Consider the following 26,902-nt stretch of genomic DNA (forward strand, 5'->3'; position numbering starts at 1 on the left):
GGTGTTCCGAGAACCGCGTCGAGTGGCATTACATCGCGCCGGGAAAACCGATGCAGAATGGCTTCGTGGAGAGTTTCAACGGTCGGATGCGCGACAAGCTGCTCAACGAGACCATGTTCCGCAACCTGGCCCATGCCCGTGTCGTGATCGCCGCCTGGGCTGCCGACGACAACATCGAACGCCCGCATTCGGCTTCAGGTTACGAGACCCCGGCCGACTATGCGCGGACCCTGACCACCGCAATCGCCCGCCCCGCTGCGCGAGATGAAAGCTCCGCGCGTCGGACGATTGCTCAACCTGCGCCAATCGGCGTAAACAACCCTCGGACTCCGGTCGCGGCTGGATGAAAGTTCAGGGCAGGTCAGGTGTTGCAGATGAGTGGAGCGGCGACGACAGAAACTCTTCTTCAGCGCTTGGCGCACGCGCAGGTGGTACTGGCCGGCTTAGTAGTGGAAGACACTGCCTTCCTGCCGTTCTTCGAGCGGGTCGAGCAAGAGATTGAAATGCTCAGAAGCAAGAGTCAGGCTCTGGAGCGTGCGCGAAAACTGGCAGCGGGTTAACAGAAATCGTTTGGCACTCTCGGCATGATCGGGAGTGCCTTCCTGTTTCAAAGGGCGATAAGGCTGATGCACTCGAGTGCTCTCCTCGGCGAAGCGCCGTTACCGTATTGCTCACGACTAAGCTGGTGACCCATGAAGTCTCTCCTTATGCGCTCATCGACGCCCGCTTCGAGAAGACGGTCCTCAAAAGCGTGGCGTAGCCCATACATCGAGTGCTTTGGTGTCTCCATCAGTCCATTCCCCCTGAGGAACTTGTTGATGGTCGCAGATAGGCCGGGCTTGTCGCGATAGCGCGGAAACCCGTCACGGTATTCCCTGAAGGCCTCTAGGCTGACGCCTGCCAAGGGAATGTCGCGAATCGCGCGGTCGGTCTTTACTTCCCGCTCGTCAGGCCGGATTTCGATCATGGGTACGGCGCCCTCCAGCTTTATACGTTGAGGCAGCAAAGCTGCGCCCTCGATGGGACGGTAGCCTGTGTTGATCATGCCCAAGAGAATGCAGCGCGCCTGAGTGTTCAAACCTTTCAGGGCATCGGGCTCGAGCAACCGGTCCCTGATCCAATTCGTGCTGAACGGGCATCGCGGCTCCTTTCGGCCTTCCTTGAAACTTAGACCGCTGACAGGCAGATCGTATCCAAGTCGCTTCAGGTCATTGACCCTCTTCAGAACCTTTGAGAAGTGTGTGAGGTCTTTGTTCGCCGTGCTCGCCTTGCAGGAGCTCTCGTTTATGCGATCCGCCCACCATGCCCTGAAATCCAGCATGTCGTCGCGACTGATCCCTGAAACAGCCTTGTCTCCGACAACATCGACAAAGTTCTTGAAGGCCTTGATCACGGGATTGCGCATCCGGCGGATCTGATCGTCGCTCTTTCCCCGCTGATCAGTCTCCGTCAGTTCCCAGTAGAGGTCCAAGGCGCGTGTCACGGTGATCTTTGGGGGAGGCGTCGTGCCAAGCAGGGCGCTGGCGGCCTGAAGGCGCGCTTTTCTAGACCCTGCGCCAACCGCCTCTACTCGGGTGACGATGTCTTCGACCGGCCCTTGAAGAAGTTCGTTTGCTTCGATGAACTTGAAGCCCTTGGCCTCGGCGAGGTCGCGTGCAGCGTGCCAGCGCTCCTCGGGCACAGAGGAGGCGCCATTGAGCATGGCGTCCCACTCACGGATCATCTCTGCCCAAGCGCTTTCTGCACGATTTTTCAGCCAAAGTCTTGGAGTCGGTATCCAGCGAGATCCAGACTACCTTTCTGGATTCGACCGAGGCGTATTTCCTCGGGACACGCTTGACGAGTTCGAGATTACCGTTTTTTGATCTTGACTTGATGCTCATCAGGTCCTCTCCGCGCAGTGCTGCGAGGGGCATAATGTGCAGCATATTGTACAGCAAGATGTACAGCAGAAACGACGAGATTGCACAAAGAGCGCAACGCGCTTGACGTAAAACTCTTTATTTTCAGATGTTTGCGTGTTGTCACCACAAAAAGGTGATGGCGGAGACGAAGGGATTCGAACCCTCGAGACCCTTCCGGGCCTACTCCCTTAGCAGGGGAGCGCCTTCGACCACTCGGCCACGTCTCCGCTAACCCGTTTAGAGAGGCATTGCCTGAGAAACAAGGCGAAAATTGATCTTTTTTGGCAGGTCTTGCCGCGCAATAAATATCATATATGTTCGATGAGGTCACCGAAAAACCTTTTTCAATCAATGCGTTGATGACGGGAAAAACCACGACTCCGAAGGTTCATCAGCCATAAAAGCATGTAGGCTCCGATCATCTCGCGCGGGAATGCTATAATTGCGAGACTGGATTTCGTCGCTCTCGCACGTGGACGCTCCGCCGCCCCCCTGCCAGGCGCGAATTTCCGTTGAGACCCGCAGGTGGCCAACTCCTCGTAATGAAAGACGCACCGCCCCCATTCATCTGCAGAGGCAGGCGCGTTCGACGCTTGCACTCCAATCTAAATGCGACACGCCTGCCTTGCCTGGCAACCTTGGCTGGCACAGGGAGCGAGCCTATGGCGATCCGGCTGAACGGACAGCTTCGGAAACCTGCTCGGCGGTGGTGCAGCTACTGTGTGTTGGCTTTTGACGCTATTACGGCGTCGCCGCAGACTGCGTGTAGAAAGTGTTCCTCCCCCTCTGGGGGCCGACCAAGCTCAAAGCAGGCGCAGAAATATGGACGATAGAATGAATACTCTGCCGTCACTGGTTCTTCGATCCCGCGGAGTGAACCTTTAGCGCCGCGGTCGACGGACACGTCGCCGGCTCTCAGCAAAGACAGGGAAGGCCGTTGCCAAGGCTCATCCGTTCGCGTCTCAAGGTCTTGACCCCGGCAAGCGCTTCGCCATGATCGCTTAGGGTTTAGACCGGATAATATTGCGCCCTACAGCGCGGCAGTGGTGTTGCCGGCCTACGACATGAAAAGGGGAGTTGTCCCCAAATCGTCACTGAAGGCGGCGATGACCGACGTGGGGTGACACGTCAGAAACACGCTAACGCCGCAGGTGACGAAGCATGGATTCAATCGCATAAAACGCAAACAAGCGAGTGCAAGCCGCAGGTTGGACTGGCGGAGTTCTCGGGCTTCCGGTGTCTTAAAAAAGATATCAAGTATTATCAGAGCTCTCCTGTACCCTCTAAGGAAACAGGCAAAACAAAAAACCGCGCCCACACCTGACGGCGGACGCGGTTTCCAACAACCTAAGCTAACCCTTTTGGGTCAAGTGTTGAACAAGAAGTGCAGCACGTCGCCGTCCTGTACGGTATAGTTCTTGCCCTCGGCGCGCATTTTTCCAGCTTCCTTTGCCGGGGCCTCACCGCCCAAGGAGACGAAATCCTCATAGGCGATGGTTTCTGCGCGGATGAACCCCTTTTCGAAATCACCATGGATCACGCCTGCTGCCTGCGGGGCAGAGGTGCCGTGTTTGATCGTCCAGGCACGGGCTTCCTTGGGGCCGACGGTGAAATAGGTTTCCAGTTCGAGCAGCGCGTACCCTGCCTTGATCAAGCGATCCAGACCGGCCTCTTTCAAGCCCAGTTCACCAAGGAATTCTTCGGCTTCCTCGGCGTCCAGCTGTGAAATCTCTTCCTCGATCTTGGCAGAGATCACCACATGCGCATTGCCCTGTGCTGCGGCCATCTCGGCCACTTTTTGCGACAGCGCATTGCCTTCCGCAGCCTCGCCCTCATCCACGTTACAGACGTAAAGGATCGGCTTGGACGTCAACAGTTGCAGCATCTTCCACTGCTTCTGGTCGTCCTCATCCACCTCGACCACGCGTGCGGGCTTGCCCTCTTCGAGCACGGCCAGGGCCGCCTTCATCAGCCGCTCCTGCTGCACCGCTTCCTTGTCGCCGCCGCGCACCTTCCGCGTGATGTTTTGCAGCCGCTTTTCCAACGACTCCATGTCCGCGATGATCAGCTCTGTCTCGATGGTTTCCGCATCACTGACAGGATCGACACGCCCATCCACGTGGGTCACGTCCTCGTCTTCGAAACAGCGCAGCACGTGCGCAATCGCATCCGTCTCGCGGATGTTGGCCAGGAACTGGTTGCCCAGACCCTCGCCTTTCGAGGCGCCCTTGACCAGACCGGCAATGTCCACAAACGTCATCCGCGTGGGAATGATCTGCTTGGAGCCGGCAATGGCCGCCAGCTTCTCGAGACGCGTATCGGGCACGGCCACGTCACCGACGTTCGGCTCGATTGTGCAAAACGGAAAGTTCGCTGCTTGCGCCGCTGCCGTTTTTGTCAATGCGTTGAAGAGCGTCGACTTGCCCACGTTGGGCAGCCCCACGATTCCCATTCGAAAGCCCATGCGCGTCTCCTGTTATCCGAGGCTGTGTCCAAGACGGGCCGCTTCTATGCGCAGGGCGACGTGGGCGCAAGGTGCTGCTACGGTAAACCCGCGCACATCAAGGAGAGACCAGCGATGAAAGTTCACCCCTACCTGACGTTCGACGGCACCACGGCGGAGGCAATGACCTTTTACCAGGCCGCGCTCGGTGGCGAGCTGACCATGATGATGTACAGCGACATGCCTTCCGGTGCCGACATCCCCGAGGGTGCCGGCGAAAAGGTCGCCCATGCGCGCCTCGAGCTTGAGAACATTATATTGCAAGCCTCTGACAGATTGGACGGCTCGGGCGCAGGGTTCAAAGGCTTCGACCTGCAGATTGACCTCAGCGATGTGGAGAAAGGTCGTGCGCTGTTTGACGCGCTGGCCGAAGGTGGGGACATCCTGATGCCTTATGGCGATGTGTTCTGGGCACGCGCCTTTGGCACGCTGCGCGACAAGTTCGGCGTGCCGTGGATGATCCACGTCGGCTAGCCACTTGAACGCAAAAAGCGCCGGAGCCCCGGCGCTTTGCAGTTTCCAAGTCGATATGGTTTCAGCCGAAACGGTTCGGCGCCGGATCGGGCTTTTTTGCGAACCAGACGATCAGAATGATCGCGCCGATCAGCGGGATCAGACCGATCAACAGCCACCAGCCACTCTTGTCGATGTCATGCAGGCGTCGCGCCCCGATGGAAAGGCTCGGCACGATGATCGCCAGCGACCACAGGCCCGACAACACGCCAATTCCCAACATAAAATCCACAAGGCTGAAAACGATGGACCCCGCGAAGCAGCCCAGCCAAGCCTTCCAGTACTCACCGCGGTTCGCTCGTCCCTCGAACACGATGTAATTCTGAAAGAAACGCGTCAGAGCTTCCTGAAAGCTGACGTCTTCGTGATAGTTGCGGCCAGCCGTGGCCATTTCTGCAGTGGTGTCCATGGAATTGCTCCCTCAAATGCTCTTCGCAAATGTATTGATCTTGTCAAATGCCCAAACATGGGCTTGCTCGTTCGCGCATTAGATCATCTCCCCCCAAACGCTTTCAATCGGGAAATGACGCTAGGTCAGGAATTCCTGCCCACCGCTTTGGTCAGGAAGCCGTCATGCCTGCGGCAAATATCATGCGGCCATGCGACCAGAATCGCCAGATCAGCAGAGCGCAGGCCACGCTCAACCCCAGCACAAGACCCATCCAGACCCCAACCGCGCCCCACCCCAGCGTAAAGCCGAAGACCAGCGCGCCGGGCATCCCGATGCCCCAGTAGGACAGCGCGGCCAGCACCATGGGCACCCGCGTGTCATGCAAACCTCGCAGCATTCCAAGGTAGTTCACCTGCAACGCGTCCACCATCTGGAAAAGCGCGGCCAGGGCCATCAACTGCACGCCCACCGCGATCACCGCAGCGCGCTGTGGCTCGCTCGGGGCGACGAACAAACCGACCAGAAACTCCGGCAGCGTCAGGAAGATCGTGATCGACATCAACGCCACGACGACGCTCAAAACCGTGATCACTTGCGCACCACGGAACATATGGTCCACATCGCCCCGGCCCATTGCATTGCCCGCACGCACCGTGGCCGCATTCGACAGCCCCAGTTGAACGACAAACGTGGCGGTCGAAATCTGCAACGCCACCCCGTGCGCCGCCAGCGGCACTGTCCCCAGCCAGCCCATCAGCACCGAGGCGCCAGCGAACAAAGCAACTTCGGCCAGCGTGGTCAGGCCAATCGGCAGCCCAAGTGAGAACACCCGTGCGAACATCTCCCAATCGGGTCGCCAGAAGCGCGCGAACAAGGTGTGCTCCGGCAGGCGGCGCAACGCGTATGCCACAATCAACCCAAGCGAGATCGCATGCACCGCCAAAGACGCCAGTGCCGCGCCCGCGATGCCCATTTCCGGCAGACCCAGCTTGCCGAAAACCAGCAGGTAGTTCAGCGCCCCGTTCACCACGGCCGCCGCCACTGTCACCCACAACACGACCCGGGTCAGCTCCAACCCGGCAAGGTAATTTTTCATGACCATGACGCCAAGCGCGGGCAGCATACCCCACCCAGCGATCCGCAGGTAGGTCTGCGCCATCTCCGCGATCTCCGGCGTCTGACCCAAGGCCAGAAGCACCGGGCCAGAGAACCACAAAAGTGGCATCACCATCGCAAAATACAGGATCGACCACCACAAGGCCATACGCGTGGCGCGGCGGATGCCCACCTCGTCCTCGCGCGCGGCATAGGTTGCCACCATGGGCAGGATCGCCCAGGCGTAGCCCGATCCGAAAAGAAACAGCGTGAAAAATGCAGAGGTTGCAAGCACCAGCGCCGCCAGTTCGGGCACGCCGTACCAGCCCACCACGATTGTGTCGGTCAGTCCGATGGCGAATTGCGCCAGGTGCCCGCCTACAAGCGGCAAGCCAAGCTTCAGAATCGCGCGCAAATGGTCGGGATATGTCATTACGGGGGCTGTCATCCTAGCGCCCTACCCCGGCCCCCTCGCCCTAGCAAGAGGCAGCAGGTCACGACGCCGACACACGCTGCGCACAATCCTTGCGTGCTTTTTGCACGACTTTATGCCGAATTTTCGTAAAGTGATGTGAAATCAGTCATCTGACAGATCCGACCGGCGAATCTTTTTCCAAGATGCCAGGATCTTTCTGAACGTCCGGACTGCGGAGATCCACTGCGTGAGGCTTGCCAATACCACCCACTTTTCGACGCGTGGCTGTAATGGCCGCCGGAAAACCTGATACAGCAGGTCGGCCCAAGGCAGATCGACCACATCCGGGAAATGCCCGGCACCCTCGTCATGAAATGTCTTCTCCGGACGGCATATGCTCCCTTTCAAAGGCCTTGGCACATGATGCGGGGATTGACTGATGACTTCGCCGGGATGATTGGTATCCCGCCGACCCGTCCCCCTTTGGACAGCTGCGTAGCGGGAGGCGCTCCCCATGTCGCGCGCTAAAACGGCTCGGCGGGAAGCATCGCACTGTTTTTTCCAAATCTGAACCTCACGGCTTTTGGCTCGTGACGAACTGGTCGCCACAGTCCCCCGGCTCAATGGTGCATAATGATGGCCGTACCAGAACAGCCTGCTGTTTTTGGCAAGGACGTCAGGGCGCAGGCTGTTGATGTGGTTTGAGATGAACCAGGGCAATTTGATCCCGATAGGACACACCAATGCGAATGGCGTTGCAGAAATAACGGCAATCTTGCGCGCTGTCGCCGTAGGCGCCTTCTGTTTGCCGATGCATTATTGCCGTCCTCGCAAAAGCCCGCCTGAGGTCATGTCACTTCGGCCCATTGATTTTCCCCACCGCTTACGGCAACAGATCAAGGACTTTATCCGGAGACAGCCATGACCCGTATCGAATCCAAGTTCGCCCACCTGAGCACAGACGGCAAAAAAGCCTTTGTCGCCTATATCATGGCGGGCGATCCGACTGCGGAAAAGTCGCTCGATGTGATGAAGGGTCTGCCCGCCGCCGGCGTCGACATCATTGAACTCGGCCTGCCGTTCACGGACCCGATGGCCGATGGCGAGACCATTCAGCTTGCTGGTCAGCGTGCGCTGGCAGGCGGGATGACGCTGCAAAAGACCCTCGATATGGTCAAAGCGTTCCGCGAGACTGATAACGAGACGCCAATCGTGCTGATGGGATATTACAACCCGATCTACAATCGGGGCGTAGACAAATTCCTCGCCGACGCTGCAGAGGTTGGCATCGACGGCCTCATCATCGTGGATTTGCCGCCCGAAGAGGACGATGAGCTCTGCATTCCCGCGCAAAAGGCGGGCCTGAATTTCATCCGCCTCGCCACGCCAACCACCGATGACAAACGTCTGCCCAAGGTCATGCAAAACACCTCCGGCTTTGTTTACTACGTCTCCATCACCGGCATCACCGGTGCGGCAGCGGCACAGGCGGCTGATGTCGCCCCCGAGGTTGCGCGGATCAAAGCGGTTTCCGATCTGCCCGTGATCGTCGGCTTTGGCGTGCGCACCCCGGAAACCGCGAGAGAGATTGCCGCTGTTGCAGATGGCACCGTCGTTGGCTCCGCCATCGTGGCCCAGATCGCCGATGGCAAATCAACTGCGGATATCCTTGCTTTCGTCAAATCTCTCGCCGACGGTGCGCATAGCGCCTGAATCCTCAAGGTTTCGGCCCAAAAGGCGCGCCATCTCACGCGCGAGGTGTTCGCGTCTGACCGGTTTGCTCACATGGGCATCGATCCCGTTTTGCAGGTATCGGTTCACCTGATGGGTCATGGCGTTGGCTGTCAACGCCATGATCGGCACCGGTGGCAGTCCTTCCGCCGCCTCCCAAGCGCGGATCTCTGCGGCCGCTGTCAACCCGTCCATCACCGGCATATTCACATCCATCAAGATCAGGTCGAAACGCCCGTCCTTTTGACGCGTCACCGCCTGCGCACCATCTTGCACAAAGTCCAAGGTCAAATCGAAGGGCTTCAAGATCAGCTTCAGCACGTGCTGGTTGGTCAGGCTGTCTTCGGCAACCAAGATGCGCCATGCCCGCTGGCTCAGCACGTCTTCGGGTTCTAAAACCGGGAGACGTTGCCCGCGACGATTACAGTGTGGTGCGTTTTCGAGGTGCACTGTTGCCCGAAACAAGGCGCCGCCTGCGGCGGAGTCCTCATAGGTCAGATCGCCCCCCAACAAACGACAAAGACGCTGAGAGATCGCCAAGCCCAAACCGGTGCCTCCATGAACCCGATTTACCGTTTCATTCGCCTGGCTGAACGCATGGAACAGCCGCTTTTGCTCCGCCTTGGGAACGCCAGGCCCGGTGTCATGGACTTCGATGGTGAGAATTTGATCCACTTGCGAAACCACGGTACGGACGGCACCCACCTCGGTAAACTTCACCGCATTGGACAACAGGTTGCCGATCACCTGCCGTAGCCGCGTAGGATCGCTGACACGCAAATCGCTGGTATCCACCAAGACGTCGAGACTGAACTCCAGCCCTTTTGCTGCCGCCACCTCTGCGTACAGCGAGCGTAGTTCGCGGCATAGCGCCCCGAGGTCGAACCGGCGTTGCTCCACCTCCATCTTGCCTGCTTCGATCTTGGACAGGTCGAGCAGATCGTCGAGGATCGCCAACAACGCGCGTCCAGACGTCAGGATCGTATCCGCCATCTCTGCTTGCGTTGCGTTCAAATCACTGTCTTGCAAGCCAGTCGTCATGCCAAGGATAGCGTTCATCGGGGTGCGGATCTCGTGGCTGATCACGGCAATGAAGGCGCTCTTGGCGGCGTTCGCGGACTCAGCCTGCGTTTTGGCCCGCTCCAGCTCCTGTGTGCGCCGGGCCACCTCCTCCTCAAGCACCTCGGCCTGACAGCGCAACGCCTCGTTTGCCTCCCATAAAGCCCGGCTCTTTTCTTCGAGGAGATCCTCCGCCTCCTGCCGCGACCGCACCGCGCGCTCGTATCGCCGTCGCGACACGCGGTCCGATGCTGAAGGCGGATCCTCGATCATGCTATGCCAGCCCCCGGCTCGCGCGGCGTGTCCTCCGCCCCGTGCGAAACGTCTGTCCACTGGCCTGCGATTTCAATCATGGTGATGTCAAAGGTGGCTTCCCGATCTGAATCGCGGGACACCTCCACTGACACTTTGTCACCAAAGGCATCTGCGCAGGCTCTGATGAGCCCCTCGCAAAATGCCACCAAGGGTCGCTCCGACACATAGCGCATCCGAAGCCGTCGCGGTCCATCCCAAGCAGTCTCGAACCGAGGTAGCTCAGCATCGGGGTACAGCTTGCGCACCTCCACATGCACCTCGTTTTCGATCGCGGCGAGCATCTCCAGCGACGATGCTTTGCCTTCAAAAAAATGCGGGTAGAACACTTTGAAACGATCCAGCATCCAGCACCCGAAAGCGCGTTGGAGATCCTCCCCGGACATGCCCGTTCTGGCTGACAACGCGCCAACGATCGCCACCAGCTCCGAACAGGGATAATTGCCCACCCGGCTGTAGGCCCCGCCCGATGCCAGAGCCAATTGATCCAGCACCTCATCAAGCGCCTCTTCCCCCACGGTCTGCTCTGCCATGGTCAGCAATTCCGTAAAAACAATCCCCTTCACGATCGGACCCTCGCATGCGCACACGCATACCTGATAGCCGCATCACATGAACAATCGCTTTAAACATCTTGCTCCACGCACACCGCATTGGTAACAATCCCTTACCAATTTTAACGGCACGGAGGTGATCATGCCCACCATCACCAATATCGAAGATCTCAAACGCCTCCACCGCCGCCGCGCGCCCAAGATGTTCTACGACTACTGCGAAAGCGGTTCATGGTCGGAACAGACCTTCCGCGAGAACACCTCCGACTTCGATCAAATTCGCCTCCGCCAGCGCGTTGCCATCGACATGGCCAACCGCAGCACGGCCACCCAGCTTATCGGTCAGGACGTGGCCATGCCCGTCGCCCTCGCCCCCGTCGGCCTCACCGGCATGCAAAATGCGGACGGCGAGATCAAAGCTGCCAAAGCCGCAGAAAAATTCGGCGTCCCCTATTGCCTGTCCACCATGTCCATCTGCTCCATCGAGGATGTGGCTGCCAACACCTCCAAACCCTTCTGGATGCAGGTCTACACCCTGAAGGACGACGACTTCATGCGCGGCCTCTTCGACCGCGCCAAGGCGGCCAACTGTTCCGCGGCCGTCATCACTGTCGACCTGCAACTGCTTGGTCAAAGACACAAAGACCTGAAAAACGGTCTCTCTGCCCCGCCCAAGCTCACGCCCAAATCCATCGCAAACATGGCGACCAAGGTGCCTTGGGGCCTTGAGATGCTCCAGACCAAGCGCCGCTTCTTCGGCAATATCGTCGGCCACGCCAAGGGCGTCAACGATCCCGCTTCGCTCACGACATGGACGGCTGAATCCTTTGACCAGTCGCTCAATTGGGACCGCATCCGCGAGTTTCGCAAGATGTGGAATGGTCCGCTCATCATCAAGGGGATCCTGGACCCCCGCGATGCGATTGAGGCTTGCAATGTCGGTGCCGACGCTATCGTTGTTTCCAACCACGGCGGTCGGCAGCTCGACGGTGCGCTTTCTTCGATCCGCGCGCTGGAGCCGATCATGGATGCCGTCGGCGACAAGATCGAAGTCCACCTCGACAGCGGCATCCGCTCCGGCCAGGACGTGCTCAAAGCGGTCGCCATGGGGGCCAAGGGCGCCTGGATTGGCCGTGCTTATATTTACGGCCTTGGGGCCATGGGCGAGGCTGGCGTGACCAAGGCGCTGGAGGTCATTCACAAGGAACTCGACACCTCCATGGCGCTCTGCGGCCACCGCGACGTGAACACCGTGGACCGCGACATCCTGATGGTGCCAAAGAACTTTTCCGGCGACTGGTCCTGACGTCCCGAAACGCAAAAGGCGCGCCAGACCCTCGTCTGACGCGCCTTCATACAGCACAATAAACAGTTAGGCTTTGTCGCGCGCCATCCGCGCCTTGCGCAAAGCAGCGGTCTTGGCGTCGCGTTTCTGGGTCTCGGTGTCGATCAATTCCTTTGCCGCATCAGAGGTCTTCTCCATCGCGGTCTTGGACGGCTTCTTTGACGCCTCGATGCTCTCAGGCACCTCCGGCCGCTTCATCCCGGTGCGCCCAGACATCATTTCTTCGAACGTAGGTTTCATGTCAGCACCTCTTTGGTCGTGAAAATTACAGCGTGCAAAGTCATGAAGCCCCCTCCTGAACACCGCCCGCAAGATGCGACGGCCCGTTTCTCGAAGCCTACAACACATTTCGATGAAGCGCGACGAGAAGAACGTAATTGAAGTAAGCCATTGAGGCGGTTCGTCAAGATCAAGCCTGATACGAGAGGGCACCGAACGCGGGCTTCGGTCGCAAAGAAGTCTGCGGCTTAGTCATAAAAGACTGGTCCCGCCGCCGCGTCACGCGTTTCGAGACATAGCTGCCTTTCAAGCGCGAAACGACGATGTCCGAAAGTAAATTCACGCTGGGGCAGTCCGAGGCCGGGTCGCCGGAATATCAAGGGTGGGTCACACCCATTGGGCCGCGGGCTGGATTGGCCACAACACACGCGCCTCGTCCCACGACACGACCGCCAATTGCGTTCTGTCTGCGGTCAGCGCATTTGCGGCCAAATAGGTCAATTTGATGATAGAGAGTTTTGGCCCATCGTGACCGCCGAGGCGCGAACGATGAAAAAGCCCGCGAAGATAGCCTGCGAAAAGCTCTTCAAAGACATCAGGCGGGCAACCCGCAAACAGTGTTCCCCCTGGAGAAATCAGAAGCGGTTTCGATGGCCTGCGCGGTGAAGACACACGTGCGAGATCGCATCCCAGACGTGGTGCGCACCAATTCGGTCAAACTGGCGCTCAAGGGATCGGCCGAAATTCATTTGGATAAAGCCGCCTTTGGTCCCAACTACCTGATGCGGGGCGGCGAATTAAGGCTGAACATGCATCATAGCAGCCCCCGCAGAGAACCTCATAAATTGTTTTTGATATCAAAGCATAAGAGCTTTTGCGGCTTCCAGTTTCCCCGCAGATTGCTAAAACCGCGGAACACAATTAGCTCACTGTTGGCAAAAGATGCTTTCGCTGCGAGACATGGCTCACATCTGAATTCAGGGCGCTACCCCCTTACCCGGGTCCATGGCCGCTCCAGAAACGCCTTGCCAAGCCAGTCGATCCATCCTAAAGGCTCCGCTTCACGCGGGGTGACAGCCTTGGAGGCACCCCCATCATCTAGGAGATACAACATGGCTGGTGAGATTCCCGATCTTCACGCCGAGGTCCGCGCGGGGGCAGGCAAGGGCGCCGCTCGTGCAGCACGCCGTAATGGCATGGTCCCCGGCGTCGTCTTTGGTGGCGACAACGACCCGATGTCCATTCAGATCCCCTTCAACGTGCTGTTGAAGAAGCTGAAAGAGGGCCGCTTCAAGTCCACGCTTTTCAACCTGAAGGTCGAAGGCCAGGACGACGTCCGCGTCATCTGCCGCGACGTTCAGCGCGACGTGGTAAAGGATCTGCCGACCCACTTCGACCTGATGCGCCTGCGTCGTACGTCGAAAGTGAACCTCTTCATCCCCGTTGAATTCATCGGCGAAGACGTTGCTCCCGGCATCAAAAAAGGCGGCGTTCTGACCGTTGTCCGTCCGGAAGTCGAACTGGTTGTGACTGCGGGTGACATCCCCGAGAAAATCACCGTGGACCTGTCCACGCTGAAAATCGGCGACATCGTTCACATTTCGGACGTGACCCTGCCGGAAGGCGCGAAGCCGACCATCGACCGTGACTTCGTCATTGCCAACATTTCGGCTCCGTCGGGTCTCGCAGCATCTGACGACGACGATGAGGTCGAAGAGACCGAAGTCATCAACCAGAAAGACGAAACCGTCTGATCTGGCTACCGACATTGTCGGACGACTTTCGAAGGCCCTCACCCCGGTGAGGGCCTTTTGCGTGTCACGGGGTCAAAACTTGTACCGCCTCGAACACCTCCAGTTCCGGCGGGCCCTGGTACATGCTGGCGGACGATTTCGCCCCGCTGTGCGCCTTGCGAAACGCCTCTGATGTGGTCCAAGCCTTGAAGCTGGCCTCATCCTCCCAGACCGTATGCGACGCATAGAGGATATGGTCCGCCCGTTCCGGGCCTCTCATCATAGCGAAGCTGACAAAACCTGGTACCTCCTTCAGGTGGCTGTCGCGCCCGCGCCACATGTCTTCGAAGGCCTGCGCCTCGGCCGGCACCACCTTGAATCGGTTCATCGTGAGATACATCGCCTTGCTCCGTTTGTGTTTGGCCCGTTGTGACTTGGGCCCGATCTGGACTACATAGGCGTAACGCAGCACAGGCGGAGGGCAAGGTGCAGATATTCGTGGGCCTCGGCAATCCGGGGAACAAATACGCCGGCAATCGACACAACATCGGCTTTATGGCGCTCGATCGTATCGCGGAGGATCATGGCTTTGGGCCGTGGAAGGCCAAATTCCAAGGCCAGATCGCAGAAGGTCGGCTGGGCGGTGACAAGGTTGTGCTTTTGAAGCCCGCGACCTTCATGAACCTGTCCGGCCAATCCGTGGGCGAGGCCATGCGCTTCTATAAACTGGAACCAAGCGACATCACCGTTTTTCACGACGAGCTGGATCTTGCGCCGAGCAAATGCCGGGTCAAGATGGGTGGAGGTCATGCCGGGCACAACGGGCTGCGGTCAATCCATGCCCACATCGGAGAAGCCTACCGCCGGGTGCGTCTGGGCATCGGCCATCCCGGCCGCAAGGAGATGGTCGCTGCCTACGTGCTGCACGACTTCCACAAGGCCGACGAAGCGTGGCTTGATGATCTGATGCGCGGCTTGTCGGATGGCGCACCGCACCTGGCAGATGGCGATCAGGGCAAGTTCCAGAATGCCGTCGCACTGCGCACAGCCCCTCCCCGCTCCTCAAAACCGCCCAAGGCGAAGAGCGAGGCGCCTGAACCATCGCCGGAGCCCCCCACGGAAGACGCACGCAATCCGCTGCAACGTCTTGCAGACAAGTTCCGCTAAGATGCTGCGTCGGGCCGGATATGCTTGCCTGATCTTACTGGCCGCACTCGCGGCATTCGCGCTCTGGAACCGAGAGGCTTTGGTCCGTCTGGCTGCGGTGAACGCACTGTTTGACGAAGACAGGATCGTTCATAATTTCAGCCATATGGACGAGCTGTTTCTCAGCGCCCCAATGCACATGACGGGCCAGCCTGTGCCTTTGCCCGAAGGTCCGGCCTTGGTCATGCCCAATGATTGGGAGGACTGGCTGGCGCGGCGATCGGTGACAGGCGTCGTGGTGCTAAAGGATGGCGCACGGGTGCATGAAAGCTATCACCTTGGCACCACCCAGGACGATCAGCGCATATCGTGGTCGGTGGCGAAATCCTATTTGTCGGCGCTCTTCGGCGTGTTGCTGGACGAAGGTCATGTCGAGAGCCTGGACGTGATGGTCACTGAGATCGTGCCAGAGCTGCGTGGATCTGCCTATGAGGGCGTGAGCCTGCGCAACGTGTTGCAGATGTCCTCTGGCGTGTCGTTCGACGAGGACTACCTGGATTTCTGGAGCGACATCAACAAAATGGGCCGGGTTCTGGCGTTGGGCGGCTCAATGGACGCTTTTGCCGCCGGTCTTGACGCGCGGGAGCGCCCTGCGGGCGAACGCTGGCAGTACGTTTCCATCGACACGCATGTTCTTGGGATGGTGGTGCGCGCTGCCACGGGACGGTCCTTGCCCGATCTGATGCAACAGAAGATCCTTGACCCCATAGGCGCGTACGGCACCCCCTATTACCTGATCGACGGGCATGGCGTGGCCTTTGCGCTGGGAGGATTGAACCTGACCACCCGTGATTTTTCCCGACTGGGAGAGGTTTTCCGACTGGAGGGCCAGTTCCAGGGCAAGCAAATCGTGCCGCACGACTGGGCTGTGGAGAGCGTCACCGCCTCTGCCCCCACCGCGACGGGACGGAAGGGATATGGCTATCAGTGGTGGACCCCTTCTGACGCCCGCGCTGGCGAATTCATGGCTCAGGGTGTCTATGGGCAATATGTGTACGTCGATAAGCAGAGCGGCACCGTGGTTGCGGTGAACGCCGCGGACCGTCAGTTTCGTGCTGCGGGTGCGTCGGACGACGCGCTGAACATGATGCGCCGTATCGCGCGACCCGAAGAGGAGTAGAGATGCGTAAAGATCCAGAGATCAATGTGTTGGGTGAACCGATCACGTCCTGTTCGACCGACCCGCTAACCGGGTTCTTTCGTGATGGGCACTGCAATACCTGCGCCGAGGATCACGGCAGCCATACGGTCTGCGCCGTGATGACGGCGGAGTTTCTGGCCTTCTCCAAGTACGTTGGCAACGATCTGTCGACGCCCCGGCCCGAATTCGGCTTTGCCGGGTTGAAGGCCGGCGATCACTGGTGCCTGTGTGCGGGTCGTTTCCTGCAAGCCCACGACGAGGGATGTGCCCCCAAGGTCAATCTGTCCGCGACGCATCAGGGGGCGCTGGAGATCGTGCCGATGGATGTGCTTGAGACACATGCCTTCTGCGAAAGATGATCTGTCGGCTTCGCGGTCCGGTTTCCAAACAAAAGGGCTTAGCGACTTCTCAAGGCCAGACACGCCCCAAGATGGTGCGCTGAACTGCGATACTTCTGTAGTTCAAGGACGTGATCTGCTCGGACAAGTTCCTCCACCGCCTTTGTGCAAGGCGGCGCGCCGAAGACGCGGGCCAACGGGCCAGTGAAGCCGCCTCCCCCTGTTGTGATCATGACGACCGTCAAACACAGGTTATGAGGAAAGTACGATGATGTGCCGCATTCACAATCGGGCGCGATGAGAGTGCAGCACACAAAGCGATTATTGGGGACATTCGCTTTGCGGTTCGTGCTTGATTTACGCACCATTCCACTGCGGGTGGACGTCATTTCAGCAGGAAAGCCGCAATAAATCCAAGGTGAAAGGCCGTAAACTGTTCTACGGCCTTATCAGCCCGGAGCGTTACCCCATGTCAAAGCCAAGATGCTTTGCCACGGTGAAGATGTCCTTGTCGCCGCGACCGCACATGTTCATGCAGATGATGTGATCCTTCGGCAGCTCTGGCGCGATCTTCATCACATGCGCCAGTGCGTGGGAGGGTTCCAACGCAGGGATGATGCCTTCGGTCTCGCAGCACAGCTGAAAGGCTTCGAGCGCCTCCTTGTCGGTGATCGACACATATTTGGCGCGGCCCACGTCATGCAGCCAGGAATGCTCCGGCCCAATCCCCGGATAGTCGAGACCAGCAGAAATCGAGAAACCTTCGAGGATCTGGCCGTCCTCATCTTGCAGCAGGTAGGTGCGGTTGCCGTGCAGAACGCCGGGACGCCCGCCGGTGAGGGAGGCGCAGTGCTCCATCTTGTCGTTGACGCCCTTGCCGCCGGCCTCGACCCCGATGATGTTCACCGACTTGTCGTCGAGGAACGGATAGAACAGGCCCATGGCGTTCGATCCACCACCGATCGCGGCGATGATGGTGTCGGGCAGACGGCCCTCTTGTTCCATCATCTGCTCCTTGGTTTCCTTGCCGATGATCGACTGGAAATCGCGGACCATTGCGGGGTACGGGTGCGGACCGGCGACAGTGCCGATGCAGTAGAACGTGTCGCGCACGTTGGTCACCCAGTCGCGCAGTGCGTCGTTCATCGCGTCCTTCAGCGTGCCCCGACCGGAGGTCACGGGAATGACCTCTGCGCCCAGCAGCTTCATACGGAAGACGTTGGGCTGCTGACGCTCGACGTCATGCGCACCCATGTAGACAACGCATTTCAGGCCGAACTTGGCGCAGACCGTCGCGGTGGCCACACCATGCTGCCCCGCGCCGGTTTCGGCAATGATGCGGGTTTTGCCCATGCGACGGGCGAGGATGATCTGGCCCAACACGTTGTTGATCTTGTGCGCGCCAGTATGGTTCAGCTCGTCGCGCTTGAGGTAGATCTTGGCACCGCCCAGACGGTCCGTCAGACGCTCAGCGAAATAGAGCGGCGAGGGCCGACCAACGTAGTGTTTCCACAGCCAGTCCATCTCCTCCCAGAAGGAATCGTCGGTCTTGGCCTTCTCATACTCTTCTTCGAGCGCGAGGATGAGCGGCATGAGCGTTTCGGACACAAAGCGCCCGCCGTGGATGCCGAAACGACCCTTTTCGTCTGGGCCGGTCATGAAGCTGTTTACGAGATCGTCCATTGCGCCTCTCCCCTGTTTGACCGCAACTGAATAGAGGATGCGGGGCGGTAAAGGCCAGAGGCAAACTGCCGCTGCCGCCCCTAGTCGCCAGGGTTTGATCGTGACGTTGGGCTTGCGTCCTTGGAAACGCGCGGCTTTGGTGGCTGCTAGACGCTGATGAAGGCCAAATGTCTGGCGCCCTGTCAGTGGCACCTCGCCTGCGACGGTTAAAGTAGCCAGATTCGCGCCAATGCTGTCTACTGGGTTCTCAGGAGGTTTCGTGCTTGCGCAACTCTGTCACCGAAGGCGGCGTGACCGGCGACGAGGTGGACCTGACACATGCCAGTCATACGGGCATCGCGGTAGAAGTTGCGCGCTATTTCGCGGGCAGCGGGTGCAACGAACACGCCAGCGTTGATGCGTGTGGACGAAGCGCCTATAGCCCGAGGCTATCCTCCTTTTGCATTTGATGGTGCTGACATGACTCTGACCCGACGTGATTTTTTGAATGCCTGTGGCCTTGCTGCTCTGGCAGCTGCGCTGCCCGGTGGCCTTCTGGCGGCCTACGCACCGCGCCCCGACGGGTGGAAGACGTTCTCTCTGACCACGCGGGTCGATCTGCCCGCAGATGGCAAAGCTGCGCAGGCCTGGGTGCCGGTGCCCTACTTTACCGCAGACGAGTGGACGCGCCCCGGCGAGACCACGTTTGCCACGAATGGTGACGCGGAGCTGGTGGTGGATGACGTGCAAGGCGTGGCCTTTGTCCATGCGCGCTGGGAGGCAGGTCAAACGCCGGAGTTGCAGGTGGTCTCCACGGTAGAAACCCAGAGCCGCCATGTGCCACTGACAGAAACCGGCGCGACCATGAGCGACGCCGAGCGCGCCGAACTGACCGCGCCAACAGATCTGATCCCCACCGATGGCATCGTGGCAGAGACAGCCGCCATGATCACCGACGGCGCGGTCAACGATCTGGACCGTGCGCAACGCATCTACGACTGGGTCGTGACCGAGACAGAGCGCAATCCGGACACCCGCGGTTGTGGACTGGGCGATGTGGCGTCGATGCTGCACACGGGCGATCTCACCGGCAAATGCGCCGACCTGAACGCGCTCTATGTTGGCCTGGCGCGGGCCTCCGGCCTGCCGGCGCGCGACTTGTATGGTCTGCGCGTGGCGCCATCGTCCTTCGGATACAAGGCGCTTGGCGCGGGTTCCGAGGTGGTCACCGGCGCGCAACACTGCCGCGCGGAGGTCTTTGTCGAGGGCATCGGCTGGCTGCCGGTCGATCCGGCAGATGTGCGCAAGGTTGTGCTCGCCGGGGCGGACGAAGGGCTGACGCTCGACACGCCGAAGGTCGTCGACGTGCGCAAAGGCTTGTTTGGCGCAGCCGAGGGCAACTGGGTCTGCCTGAACGATGCGCATGACGTGGTGCTGCCGGGGTCCACGCGCGGCGCGCTGCCGTTCCTGATGTACCCGCAGGCGGAAATCGATGGCCGCGCCCAGGACGAACTGGACCCGTCAAGCTTTACCTACACAATCACGGCACAGACGGTCTAAGGGCCGCCCGTTCCAGCGCGGGGTAACGCAAAGTCAGCGTGATCCCGCGCGCCACAAACGACACCATCAAAGCTGCCCAAAGCCCGTGATTGCCCAAAACCGGCATCAGGGCAAAAACGGCCGCGGCATAGACCATCGCAGAGAGCGCCATCATGTTGCGCATGTCGCCGGTCCGCGTTGCGCCGATGAAAATGCCGTCGAGCATGAAAGACGCCAGCGCCACGATCGGCGCGGCCACGATCCACGGCAGATAGGTCATGGCCGCTTGCTGGACCTCCGGATCCTTGGTCATCAGAATGATGATCGCATCGCCGAACAGCCAGAACCCCAGCATGAACATTGCGGTACTCCCCAAGCCCCAAAGGCTGGTTATCCACGCCGCCTGTCGCAACCGGCCCAGTGCCCGCGCGCCCAGCGCCTGCCCCACCAGCGCCTCCGCGGCAAAGGCAAAGCCATCGAGCGCGAAGGAAATGATGTGCATGAATTGCAGCAACACCTGATTTGCGGCCAGTGTCACCGCACCAAATCGCCCGCCCAGCAGCAAAAAGCTGACAAAGATAGCCTGCAACAGCAGCGAACGGATCATGATGTCAGTGTTGACCACGGCCATCCGCTTTAGCCGCACACGGTCAAAGATCCGCGCCCAGTCCCGCCATGCGGGACCCTGAAAGGCGACCCGGCAAAGGTACAGCCCCATAGCCAGGCCGGACCATTCCGCGAGGAAGGTCGCAAAGGCGACGCCGCTCACCCCCCAGCCGAATCCCAGCACAAAGGCCAGATCCAGACTCACGTTTACTCCGTTCATCCAAAGCTGAAGGATCAGAACGTCGCGCGTGCGTTCCTGCGCTATAAGCCAGCCATTGATCCCGTAAATGGCCACGGCGGCGGGGGCCGACCAGACGCGTATGGTCATGTAATCGCGCGCCAGAGCTTCGACCTCTGGCCCGGCGGGCGACACGGCAAAAGCGCCCGCAAAGATCAGGCTTTGCAGCAGGACCAGAGCCGCGCCGCCAGCAAGACCGATCATCAACGCCCGCGTCAACAAAGCGGCGACCTCTGCGCGGTCCCCCTGCCCCGTGGCCTGCGCCGTCAGACCGGCCGTGCCCATACGCAGAAACCCGAAAATCCAGTAGATCGCGCTGAGCACGATGGCCCCGACGCCCACGGCCGCGATCGGCTCTGGCGCGGGAATCTGCCCTACGACGCCCGTGTCCACGGCTCCGAGGATCGGCACGGTGATATTGGCCAGAAGAATTGGCATGGCGATCTTCAGAACGCGGGTGTGGGTTATGGGGGTAGCCACGGAAACCTCTTGGCAAGACGTTCCGCGACAGGACCCCGACACGCACCGAAGGTCAAGCGAGCGCCCTTTTCTTTGGACTGAAAATATCCACGTGGCGCATATGGCGCCCGCAAAGCGCGCCGGTCACTTGCCGGCGCCCGGTGACCCTAGTCTTTGCGCGGCATCAGGAAGTGCGCCGTGGCCTGCGCCAACGGCCTGTCACGGTTGTCTTGCCATGCCTCCGCCCGGACCGACGCATAACGCCGACCTGACCGCGTCACAAAGGCCCGCGCATAAGCGTCACGGGGCAGACCGGAGCGCAGGTAGTCCACGGTAAAATCAATGGTTTTCGGCAGGCGTGGAAGCTTGCCCTGTGCCATTTCCTCTGCATCCAACACGCCCGATTCCACATCGCCCCAGAGCCATGTCCAATTGAGCGTGACCATTGCCGTGATTTCGAGAAAGGCCGCCGTCACCCCGCCGTGGATCGCGGGCAGATTTGGATTGCCAATCAACGCCTCATGAAACGGAAGAACCGCCGTCAGCTCATCTCCGCGCCGGTCGAATTGCACGCCGAGCCACGAAACATAGGGCATGCCATTGACCAACGCCGAGAGCGCCGCATCACGACGTTGTTTCACCACTTGGACAGGTTCGGGAGCTGGCCGCGTCATCATTTCCCCTCCTCTACGGTACCTTGTTCCACTGTGAATGCGCCAGTTGCCGTGGCCACGGGCCGGTCGGTGTCATCATCCAGCGCGGTGGCCCGCACAAAGGCAACCGATCGCGTGATGTGGTAGCATTCCGCCCGCGCAACGATGGTCTGGCCCGGTGTTGCCGGGCGCATGTAGTCGATACGCAGGTTGATGGTGGCCGTTCCGGCGGGGGCGCGTGGGTGGCTCATCACCGCTGCGCCGCCACAGGTGTCCATCAAGGCCGACACCGCGCCACCGTGAATGACCCCGGTTTCAGGATCTCCGATAAAGCGTGGGTCGTAGGGCATCTCGATTTGTGCCGTACCGTCGCCAATTTCAGTGATACGCATTCCAAGTGCTTGGGAATGCGGGATGGTCTCGATGAATTGCCTGGCAATTTCGGCCTTGTCGGCGGTCATGATCTGTCCTGATATATTTTTCGCGAACGGTGGCACGCAGCGGCGCAGGGGTCAATCATGTGCGGGATGGTTGTCCTTCCGGACGCGGCGGAATAGCCTGTGCTCAGGGTAGAGGAGAAGCAAAGCGATGGAAAATGTGCGTCTGAGCTTCAAGGAAATGTGCGCGAAGTTCGATGTGACTCCGCGGACCTTGCGATATTATGAATATATCGAGCTTTTATCCCCCGAGCGCGAGGGGCGGTCCCGGTACTATGGACCGCGCGAAATCGCCCGGATGATCCTGATTCTGCGCGGCCGCAAATTCGGATTTCAGCTGGAAGACATCCGCCAGTGGTTACAGATCTACGAAAAAGAAGGCACGCAAGCGCAGATGGAGGCGTGGGTGGACATGGCCGATCGGCAGCTCCGTGAACTCGCGGAGCAGAAGGCTCAGATCGAGGAAGCCATGGCCGATTTGAAGGCCCTCAGAGACGAGACATCGGCCAGCCTGAACGCTTGACGTTAGGGACGGCTTGGTCCGGCAAAAAGGCGCTTGGACACTGGCGGATAGCCGCTCAGACCCATGAATCGCCAGCCAAAGCGGTTTGGCTAAAGCTTATCATTGGTCAGGACGTTACGTCACGGGTGGGGAATACCGGACCCGTGCGGGCTTGTGTGCTGCGCCAGAGTTACGACATGAGCATATGTCGAATGCAGGAAGCCACGTAAGCAAAAAAGTGACGCAGCGTACAGGTTACGTCAACAGAATTTCTTGTTGTAAGGATGGGACGTTACTCGCCCCCTCTGCGTTGGGCCTACGCAAACAAGGATACGCGAGATGACAACAGATGAAAAAATGATGACGATTCGGGAGATGTGCGACACCTACGATGTGACCCCGAGAACACTGCGTTTTTATGAACAGAAGGAGCTGCTGACCCCTATCCGGGAAGGTCAGAAGCGTCTGTACACAAAGCGCGAGCGGGCACGGTTGACGCTGATTTTGCGCGGCAAGCGCTTTGGCTTCAGCCTTGAGGATATTCGCCAGCTTCTGGATCTCTATGCCGTGGGCGACCAGCAGCGTACGCAGTTGGAAAAAGCCTATGAGATTGCGGAAACGCGAATGGCGGACATGGTCCGGCAACGCGATGATCTGGATGCCGCCATCGGCGAGCTGAAGGAACAAATGGAGTGGGGCGCAAAAATGATCGCCTCAATGGAGAATAAAGAGGCGGCGGAGTAACTTCGCTGCCGTTGACCCGAGATGCAAACCTCGGGTGACGATTAGGGAGAGAGACCATGCCGAGCTACAACGCACCCGTCAAAGACCAGATGTTCGTGTTGAACGACCTTCTCAAGGTCGCAGAGCAGGACATTCCGGGGTACGACGACCTCGACCGTGAGACATTGGAAGCCATCCTTGACGAAGCAGGCAAGGTGGCGCGTGACGTTCTGGCCCCGCTGAATGCGGTTGGCGACCAGCAGGGCTGTGTTCTGGAAAACGGTGTGGTACGCACGCCGGATGGCTTCAAAGCCGCCTTTGATCAAGTCCGCCAAGGCGGCTGGACGGCTTTGGACTGCGATCCCGAGTATGGCGGGCAAGGCTTGCCATATGTGGTGGCAACGGCCGTTGGTGAACAGTTTTCCGCCGCCAACATGGCGTTCAACATGTATCAGGGTTTGACCCACGGGGCCTACTCCGCGATCCACGCTCATGGCTCTGACGCGCAGAAGGCGACGTACCTGCCTAAAATGGTTACGTGTGAGTGGACCGGCACAATGAACCTGACGGAGCCGCATTGCGGCACCGACCTCGGCCTGATGCGGACCAAGGCCGAGCCACAGGATGACGGCAGCTACAAGATCACCGGGCAGAAGATCTTTATCTCAGCCGGTGATCACGACATGTCCGAAAATGTCATCCACCTTGTTCTGGCAAAGATCCCCGGTGGGCCGGATGGCATCAAGGGCGTGTCCCTTTTCATCGTCCCAAAGTTTTTGGTGAACGAAGATGGCACTGTCGGCGAGCGCAATGGCGTTTCCGTTGGCAACCTCGAAGATAAGATGGGCATTCACGGTAACTCCACCTGCGTGATGAACTACGACGAGGCGACCGGCTACCTGATCGGGACCGAGCATAAAGGCATGCGCGCAATGTTCACCATGATGAACGAAGCGCGCGTGGGCGTCGGCCTTCAGGGATATGCGCAATCGGAAGTCGCCTATCAGAACGCTCTGGCCTACGCCAAGGATCGGCTTCAGGGCCGGTCTGTGACAGGTGTGGAAAATCCCGATGGCCCAGCCGATCCGCTTATCGTGCACCCCGATATTCGCCGCAGCCTGTTGGACCAGAAGTCGTTCAACGAAGGCGCGCGTGCGTTCACTTTGTGGGGCGCTCAAATGATCGACCGGGCACACCGCAATAACGATGCGGCGGCGTTGGGACTGATCTCGTTGATGACACCGGTCGTGAAGGGTTTCCTGACCGACCGCGGGTTCGATATGTGCATCCAGGCGCAGCAGGTTTACGGCGGTCACGGCTACATTGAAGAATGGGGCATGTCCCAATTCGCCCGCGACGCGCGGATCGCCATGATCTACGAAGGCGCAAACGGTGTTCAGGCGCTGGACCTCGTTGGCCGCAAGCTGGCGCAGGATGGCGGGAAACATGTCATGGCATTCTTCTCCATGGTGACTGAGTTCATCAAGGAGACGAAGGGCCGCTCTGAGACCTTTGACGCGGACTTCCGCGAACCTCTCAAGGCGGCGTCCAAGGATCTGCAAGCAGCGGGCATGTTCTTCATGAACAACGGGATGAAAGCGCCCAATGCGGCGCTGTCGGGATCTTATGATTTCATGCATCTCTTCGGCCACGTCTGCCTTGGCCTGATGTGGGCGCGCATGGCGATTGCCGCAGAGGACCGGCTGGCCGCGGGTGACAGCGACGCTGCGTTCCTGAACGCCAAAATCGCAACCGGGCGCTACTATATGGCACGCCAACTGCCCATGACTGCGACGCATCTGAAGCGGATCGAGAGCGGAGCCGATCCTGTGATGTCTCTGGACGCGGAGCATTTCTGAGAGGAAGGTGGGCTAAACCCCACCCAGCCTTTCGGGAGGCCAGATGCCCAAACGTTTTCGCCTGACCCGCCATTTTCCAATCGCAATGACAGAGGACGGCTACCGCAATCTGAAACGGTTCGCACATGAGGCGGGGTTGGACGAGGGAGAGGCGCTGTCATTCCTGTTCGAATATTTCGATCGGGTCACAGACTCTGAGGCGTTGGGGTATCACCTACGGCAGTTCAACAGCGATCTGGAGGAGCGCAAGTCATGATAAATAGCCCCATATTCAAAGCCTTGACGGTGGCTGCAATGTTGTTGCCTGCAGGGTTCGCCCAAGCAGATGCACCGACAATGGACGCGCTGACGGGCAGAGTGACATCGCTCGAGGGAGAGATCGAGAACGGGGATCTGGCGGCGACATTGGACTACATGCCCCCTGCCCTGCTGTCCCATCTGGGTGGTCTGGCCGGAACCGATGCCACCGGGTTCAAGGAAATGCTGCGCACGCAAATCACCGATGTCGTGACGGCCGGGGATTTGCAAGGTGCGACCTACGATGTGGAGCTGGACGGGGCCGAAGTAGCGCAAACCGACACCGGCCGCGCCTATGCTTTGCTGGAAGCCGTCTCTGCTTTTCCCGGGCTTGGCGTGCCTGAAATGCGCACTGGCATGGTGGCGCTGATGGATGATGAGACGTGGTATCTGGTGCGATTGGAAACGCCGATGCACGGGGCGATGTTGGCGGAGGTGTATCCTGATTTGGCAGGACCACTGGATATTCCAGCAAGGTAGAATGTCTTGGTGAACCAGGTGCAGATGGGAAGAGCAAAAGCGCGATAAAAATGAGTACCTATAGAAGCAGAGAAGCAGAAAGGCCGGTTTTCGAGCCCCGCCGCGGGGCAGCATGCGGCCTTCCTGCCGAACCCGAGCCGTTGGCTAGGAACGGGGCTTCTCCACTTGCGGTCATCGGCTCTTCAGCCTGTACCGCGCACACATGTTAAGGGCGTTAAGGTTAATGCTCCGTGAGCAAAGACCGACTTTGCTTTAGAAATACCTCCTCGGGGGACCAAGGGTGTGAAACGCCTGATGGGGAGGAGAACAGAAATGCGACGGGAGGACGGCGCAATGACGATGAAACTCTACTGCTTTGGAGAGTCCGGGCATTCTTACAAAGCGGCTCTGGCGCTGGAGCTTGCGGGGCTTGACTGGGAGCCGGTCAAGGTCGATTTCTTTGGCGGCGAAACCCGCAGCCCCGAGTATCGCAGCGACGTCAACGAGATGGGGGAATGCCCCGTGCTTGTTGATGGCGACATCCGACTGACCCAGTCTGGCGTCATTCAGCAATATCTCAGCGATACATACGGCCATTTCGGCGGCACTACGCCAGACGAAAAGCGAGAAGTGCTCCGTTGGATTCTTTGGGACAACCACAAGCTTTCGTCCATGGCGGGCATGACGCGCTTTCTGATGAACTTCATGCCTGCTGAAAAACGCCCCGAGGAAGTGATCGCTTTCAACCAGGGGCGGCTGCAATCGGCTTACAAAACCTTGGACGCTCACCTCGATGGTCGCGAGTGGATCGTGGGCGATGCGCCGACAAATGCCGATCTGACCTGCTGCGGTTACCTGTTTTACCCCGAAGCGTTCGGCTTTGTCCGCGCGTCCTTCGGCAACATTGATCGCTGGCTGTCCAACATCGAAGCGCTCGATGGGTGGAAAGCCCCCTATGACCTGATGCCCGGCTCCCCTGCGGACCGCGCCTGATTATTCCGACGCCAGA

General features: G+C 59.4%; 30 protein-coding genes and 1 tRNA gene. 17 read left to right on the forward strand and 14 right to left on the reverse strand.

The window, feature by feature from the left end:
* Nucleotides 1–347: integrase core domain-containing protein (locus tag GGQ68_RS03370; protein WP_183963015.1), on the forward strand; the 347-nt coding region annotated here is incomplete at its 5' end.
* Between the two features lie 27 nt (nt 348–374).
* Nucleotides 375–560, forward strand: coding sequence for a hypothetical protein (locus GGQ68_RS03375; RefSeq protein WP_183963016.1), 186 nt, complete (start codon nt 375–377; stop codon nt 558–560).
* Between the two features lie 47 nt (nt 561–607).
* Here GGQ68_RS03375 and GGQ68_RS03380 read toward each other — a convergent pair whose 3' ends face one another.
* From GGQ68_RS03380 to ychF, 3 genes are all read right to left on the reverse strand, one after another.
* Entirely contained in the window at nt 608–1,723 is a 1,116-nt protein-coding gene (locus GGQ68_RS03380; protein ID WP_246429248.1) for a tyrosine-type recombinase/integrase, read from the reverse strand.
* Between the two features lie 318 nt (nt 1,724–2,041).
* A tRNA-Ser gene (locus tag GGQ68_RS03385) sits at nt 2,042–2,131 on the reverse strand.
* A 1,139-nt stretch (nt 2,132–3,270) separates the two neighbouring features.
* Entirely contained in the window at nt 3,271–4,368 is a 1,098-nt protein-coding gene (ychF, locus tag GGQ68_RS03390) for a redox-regulated ATPase YchF (protein WP_183963017.1), read from the reverse strand.
* Nucleotides 4,369–4,482: 114 nt separating this feature from the next.
* On the opposite strand from ychF, the gene GGQ68_RS03395 reads away from it, so the two are divergent.
* Entirely contained in the window at nt 4,483–4,881 is a 399-nt protein-coding gene (locus GGQ68_RS03395; protein WP_183963018.1) for a VOC family protein, read from the forward strand.
* Between the two features lie 61 nt (nt 4,882–4,942).
* Here the strand turns inward: GGQ68_RS03395 and GGQ68_RS03400 are convergent, their stop codons facing one another.
* The 3 genes from GGQ68_RS03400 to GGQ68_RS03410 all read right to left on the reverse strand — a co-directional run bounded on the left by GGQ68_RS03400 (nt 4,943) and on the right by GGQ68_RS03410 (nt 7,541).
* Complete coding sequence (locus GGQ68_RS03400) at nt 4,943–5,329, reverse strand: DUF805 domain-containing protein (protein ID WP_183963019.1); 387 nt, start codon at nt 5,327–5,329, stop codon at nt 4,943–4,945.
* A gap of 151 nt (nt 5,330–5,480) precedes the next feature.
* Nucleotides 5,481–6,839: an MATE family efflux transporter gene (locus tag GGQ68_RS03405; RefSeq protein WP_246429249.1), complete on the reverse strand. Its 1,359-nt coding sequence runs from the start codon at nt 6,837–6,839 to the stop codon at nt 5,481–5,483.
* A 144-nt stretch (nt 6,840–6,983) separates the two neighbouring features.
* Nucleotides 6,984–7,541 (reverse strand): hypothetical protein, encoded by a 558-nt coding sequence (locus GGQ68_RS03410; protein ID WP_183963021.1) that lies wholly within the window; start codon nt 7,539–7,541, stop codon nt 6,984–6,986.
* 201 nt (nt 7,542–7,742) lie between these two features.
* On the opposite strand from GGQ68_RS03410, the gene trpA reads away from it, so the two are divergent.
* Complete coding sequence (gene trpA / locus GGQ68_RS03415; RefSeq protein ID WP_183963022.1) at nt 7,743–8,534, forward strand: tryptophan synthase subunit alpha; 792 nt, start codon at nt 7,743–7,745, stop codon at nt 8,532–8,534.
* On the opposite strand, the gene GGQ68_RS03420 is transcribed toward trpA, so the two are convergent.
* Together GGQ68_RS03420 and GGQ68_RS03425 are read right to left on the reverse strand one after the other, a co-directional pair.
* Nucleotides 8,475–9,884 (reverse strand): ATP-binding protein, encoded by a 1,410-nt coding sequence (locus GGQ68_RS03420; protein WP_183963023.1) that lies wholly within the window; start codon nt 9,882–9,884, stop codon nt 8,475–8,477. The two genes, trpA and GGQ68_RS03420, sit on opposite strands and share 60 nt — an antisense overlap.
* Complete coding sequence (locus GGQ68_RS03425) at nt 9,881–10,489, reverse strand: heme NO-binding domain-containing protein (RefSeq protein WP_183963024.1); 609 nt, start codon at nt 10,487–10,489, stop codon at nt 9,881–9,883. Before GGQ68_RS03425 ends, GGQ68_RS03420 begins: the two co-directional genes overlap by 4 nt.
* A gap of 130 nt (nt 10,490–10,619) precedes the next feature.
* On the opposite strand from GGQ68_RS03425, the gene GGQ68_RS03430 reads away from it, so the two are divergent.
* On the forward strand, nt 10,620–11,783 hold the full coding sequence (locus GGQ68_RS03430; protein ID WP_183963025.1) for an alpha-hydroxy acid oxidase: 1,164 nt from the start codon (nt 10,620–10,622) through the stop codon (nt 11,781–11,783).
* Between the two features lie 66 nt (nt 11,784–11,849).
* On the opposite strand, the gene GGQ68_RS03435 is transcribed toward GGQ68_RS03430, so the two are convergent.
* Nucleotides 11,850–12,062, reverse strand: coding sequence for a hypothetical protein (locus tag GGQ68_RS03435; RefSeq protein ID WP_183963026.1), 213 nt, complete (start codon nt 12,060–12,062; stop codon nt 11,850–11,852).
* Between the two features lie 1,091 nt (nt 12,063–13,153).
* Between GGQ68_RS03435 and GGQ68_RS03440 the strand changes: the two genes are divergently transcribed.
* Nucleotides 13,154–13,795 carry a 50S ribosomal protein L25/general stress protein Ctc gene (locus tag GGQ68_RS03440; RefSeq protein WP_183964021.1) on the forward strand — a complete coding sequence of 214 codons (642 nt, stop codon included), beginning with the start codon at nt 13,154–13,156 and terminating at the stop codon, nt 13,793–13,795.
* Between the two features lie 64 nt (nt 13,796–13,859).
* On the opposite strand, the gene hmuQ is transcribed toward GGQ68_RS03440, so the two are convergent.
* Nucleotides 13,860–14,174, reverse strand: a complete 315-nt coding sequence (gene hmuQ / locus GGQ68_RS03445) for a heme-degrading protein HmuQ (RefSeq protein WP_183963027.1) — start codon at nt 14,172–14,174, stop codon at nt 13,860–13,862.
* Between the two features lie 86 nt (nt 14,175–14,260).
* Here hmuQ and pth point away from each other — a divergent pair, with 86 nt between their 5' ends.
* Genes pth through GGQ68_RS03460 form a run of 3 tightly spaced genes read left to right on the forward strand, consistent with a single transcriptional unit; the run spans nt 14,261 to nt 16,480 of the window.
* Nucleotides 14,261–14,941: an aminoacyl-tRNA hydrolase gene (gene pth / locus GGQ68_RS03450; protein WP_183963028.1), complete on the forward strand. Its 681-nt coding sequence runs from the start codon at nt 14,261–14,263 to the stop codon at nt 14,939–14,941.
* 1 nt (nt 14,942) lies between these two features.
* On the forward strand, nt 14,943–16,100 hold the full coding sequence (locus GGQ68_RS03455) for a serine hydrolase domain-containing protein (protein WP_183963029.1): 1,158 nt from the start codon (nt 14,943–14,945) through the stop codon (nt 16,098–16,100).
* Nucleotides 16,101–16,102: 2 nt separating this feature from the next.
* On the forward strand, nt 16,103–16,480 hold the full coding sequence (locus GGQ68_RS03460) for a DUF2237 family protein (RefSeq protein ID WP_183963030.1): 378 nt from the start codon (nt 16,103–16,105) through the stop codon (nt 16,478–16,480).
* 441 nt (nt 16,481–16,921) lie between these two features.
* Here the strand turns inward: GGQ68_RS03460 and trpB are convergent, their stop codons facing one another.
* Nucleotides 16,922–18,142 carry a tryptophan synthase subunit beta gene (trpB, locus tag GGQ68_RS03465; protein WP_183963031.1) on the reverse strand — a complete coding sequence of 407 codons (1,221 nt, stop codon included), beginning with the start codon at nt 18,140–18,142 and terminating at the stop codon, nt 16,922–16,924.
* A gap of 263 nt (nt 18,143–18,405) precedes the next feature.
* Between trpB and GGQ68_RS03470 the strand changes: the two genes are divergently transcribed.
* The gene (locus GGQ68_RS03470; RefSeq protein WP_183963032.1) at nt 18,406–18,591 is read left to right on the forward strand and encodes a hypothetical protein; all 186 of its coding nucleotides are present in this window, start codon (nt 18,406–18,408) and stop codon (nt 18,589–18,591) included.
* 10 nt (nt 18,592–18,601) lie between these two features.
* Nucleotides 18,602–19,681 carry a transglutaminase-like domain-containing protein gene (locus GGQ68_RS03475; RefSeq protein ID WP_183963033.1) on the forward strand — a complete coding sequence of 360 codons (1,080 nt, stop codon included), beginning with the start codon at nt 18,602–18,604 and terminating at the stop codon, nt 19,679–19,681.
* On the opposite strand, the gene GGQ68_RS03480 is transcribed toward GGQ68_RS03475, so the two are convergent.
* From GGQ68_RS03480 to GGQ68_RS03490, 3 genes are all read right to left on the reverse strand, one after another.
* Nucleotides 19,662–20,942, reverse strand: coding sequence for an MATE family efflux transporter (locus tag GGQ68_RS03480; RefSeq protein ID WP_183964023.1), 1,281 nt, complete (start codon nt 20,940–20,942; stop codon nt 19,662–19,664). The genes GGQ68_RS03475 and GGQ68_RS03480 overlap by 20 nt on opposite strands.
* Nucleotides 20,943–21,130: 188 nt before the next feature.
* A complete protein-coding gene (locus tag GGQ68_RS03485) occupies nt 21,131–21,637 on the reverse strand; it encodes a PaaI family thioesterase (RefSeq protein WP_183964025.1) in 507 nt (168 codons plus the stop codon).
* Nucleotides 21,637–22,077 (reverse strand): PaaI family thioesterase, encoded by a 441-nt coding sequence (locus GGQ68_RS03490; RefSeq protein ID WP_183963034.1) that lies wholly within the window; start codon nt 22,075–22,077, stop codon nt 21,637–21,639. The genes GGQ68_RS03485 and GGQ68_RS03490 overlap by 1 nt, the downstream gene beginning before the upstream one ends.
* Nucleotides 22,078–22,204: 127 nt before the next feature.
* Between GGQ68_RS03490 and GGQ68_RS03495 the strand changes: the two genes are divergently transcribed.
* From GGQ68_RS03495 to GGQ68_RS03520, 6 genes are all read left to right on the forward strand, one after another.
* Nucleotides 22,205–22,576, forward strand: coding sequence for a MerR family transcriptional regulator (locus GGQ68_RS03495; protein ID WP_183963035.1), 372 nt, complete (start codon nt 22,205–22,207; stop codon nt 22,574–22,576).
* 318 nt (nt 22,577–22,894) lie between these two features.
* A complete protein-coding gene (locus GGQ68_RS03500; RefSeq protein WP_183963036.1) occupies nt 22,895–23,299 on the forward strand; it encodes a MerR family transcriptional regulator in 405 nt (134 codons plus the stop codon).
* Between the two features lie 56 nt (nt 23,300–23,355).
* Nucleotides 23,356–25,137 carry an acyl-CoA dehydrogenase C-terminal domain-containing protein gene (locus GGQ68_RS03505; protein ID WP_183963037.1) on the forward strand — a complete coding sequence of 594 codons (1,782 nt, stop codon included), beginning with the start codon at nt 23,356–23,358 and terminating at the stop codon, nt 25,135–25,137.
* A 43-nt stretch (nt 25,138–25,180) separates the two neighbouring features.
* Nucleotides 25,181–25,393: a hypothetical protein gene (locus GGQ68_RS03510; RefSeq protein WP_183963038.1), complete on the forward strand. Its 213-nt coding sequence runs from the start codon at nt 25,181–25,183 to the stop codon at nt 25,391–25,393.
* Nucleotides 25,390–25,914: a hypothetical protein gene (locus GGQ68_RS03515; protein ID WP_183963039.1), complete on the forward strand. Its 525-nt coding sequence runs from the start codon at nt 25,390–25,392 to the stop codon at nt 25,912–25,914. Before GGQ68_RS03510 ends, GGQ68_RS03515 begins: the two co-directional genes overlap by 4 nt.
* Before the next feature lie 333 nt (nt 25,915–26,247).
* The gene (locus tag GGQ68_RS03520) at nt 26,248–26,886 is read left to right on the forward strand and encodes a glutathione S-transferase family protein (RefSeq protein ID WP_183964027.1); all 639 of its coding nucleotides are present in this window, start codon (nt 26,248–26,250) and stop codon (nt 26,884–26,886) included.
* Nucleotides 26,887–26,902: the final 16 nt, after the last annotated feature.

Origin of the sequence: Sagittula marina (assembly GCF_014196795.1) — a bacterium.
GTDB lineage: Bacteria > Pseudomonadota > Alphaproteobacteria > Rhodobacterales > Rhodobacteraceae > Sagittula > Sagittula marina.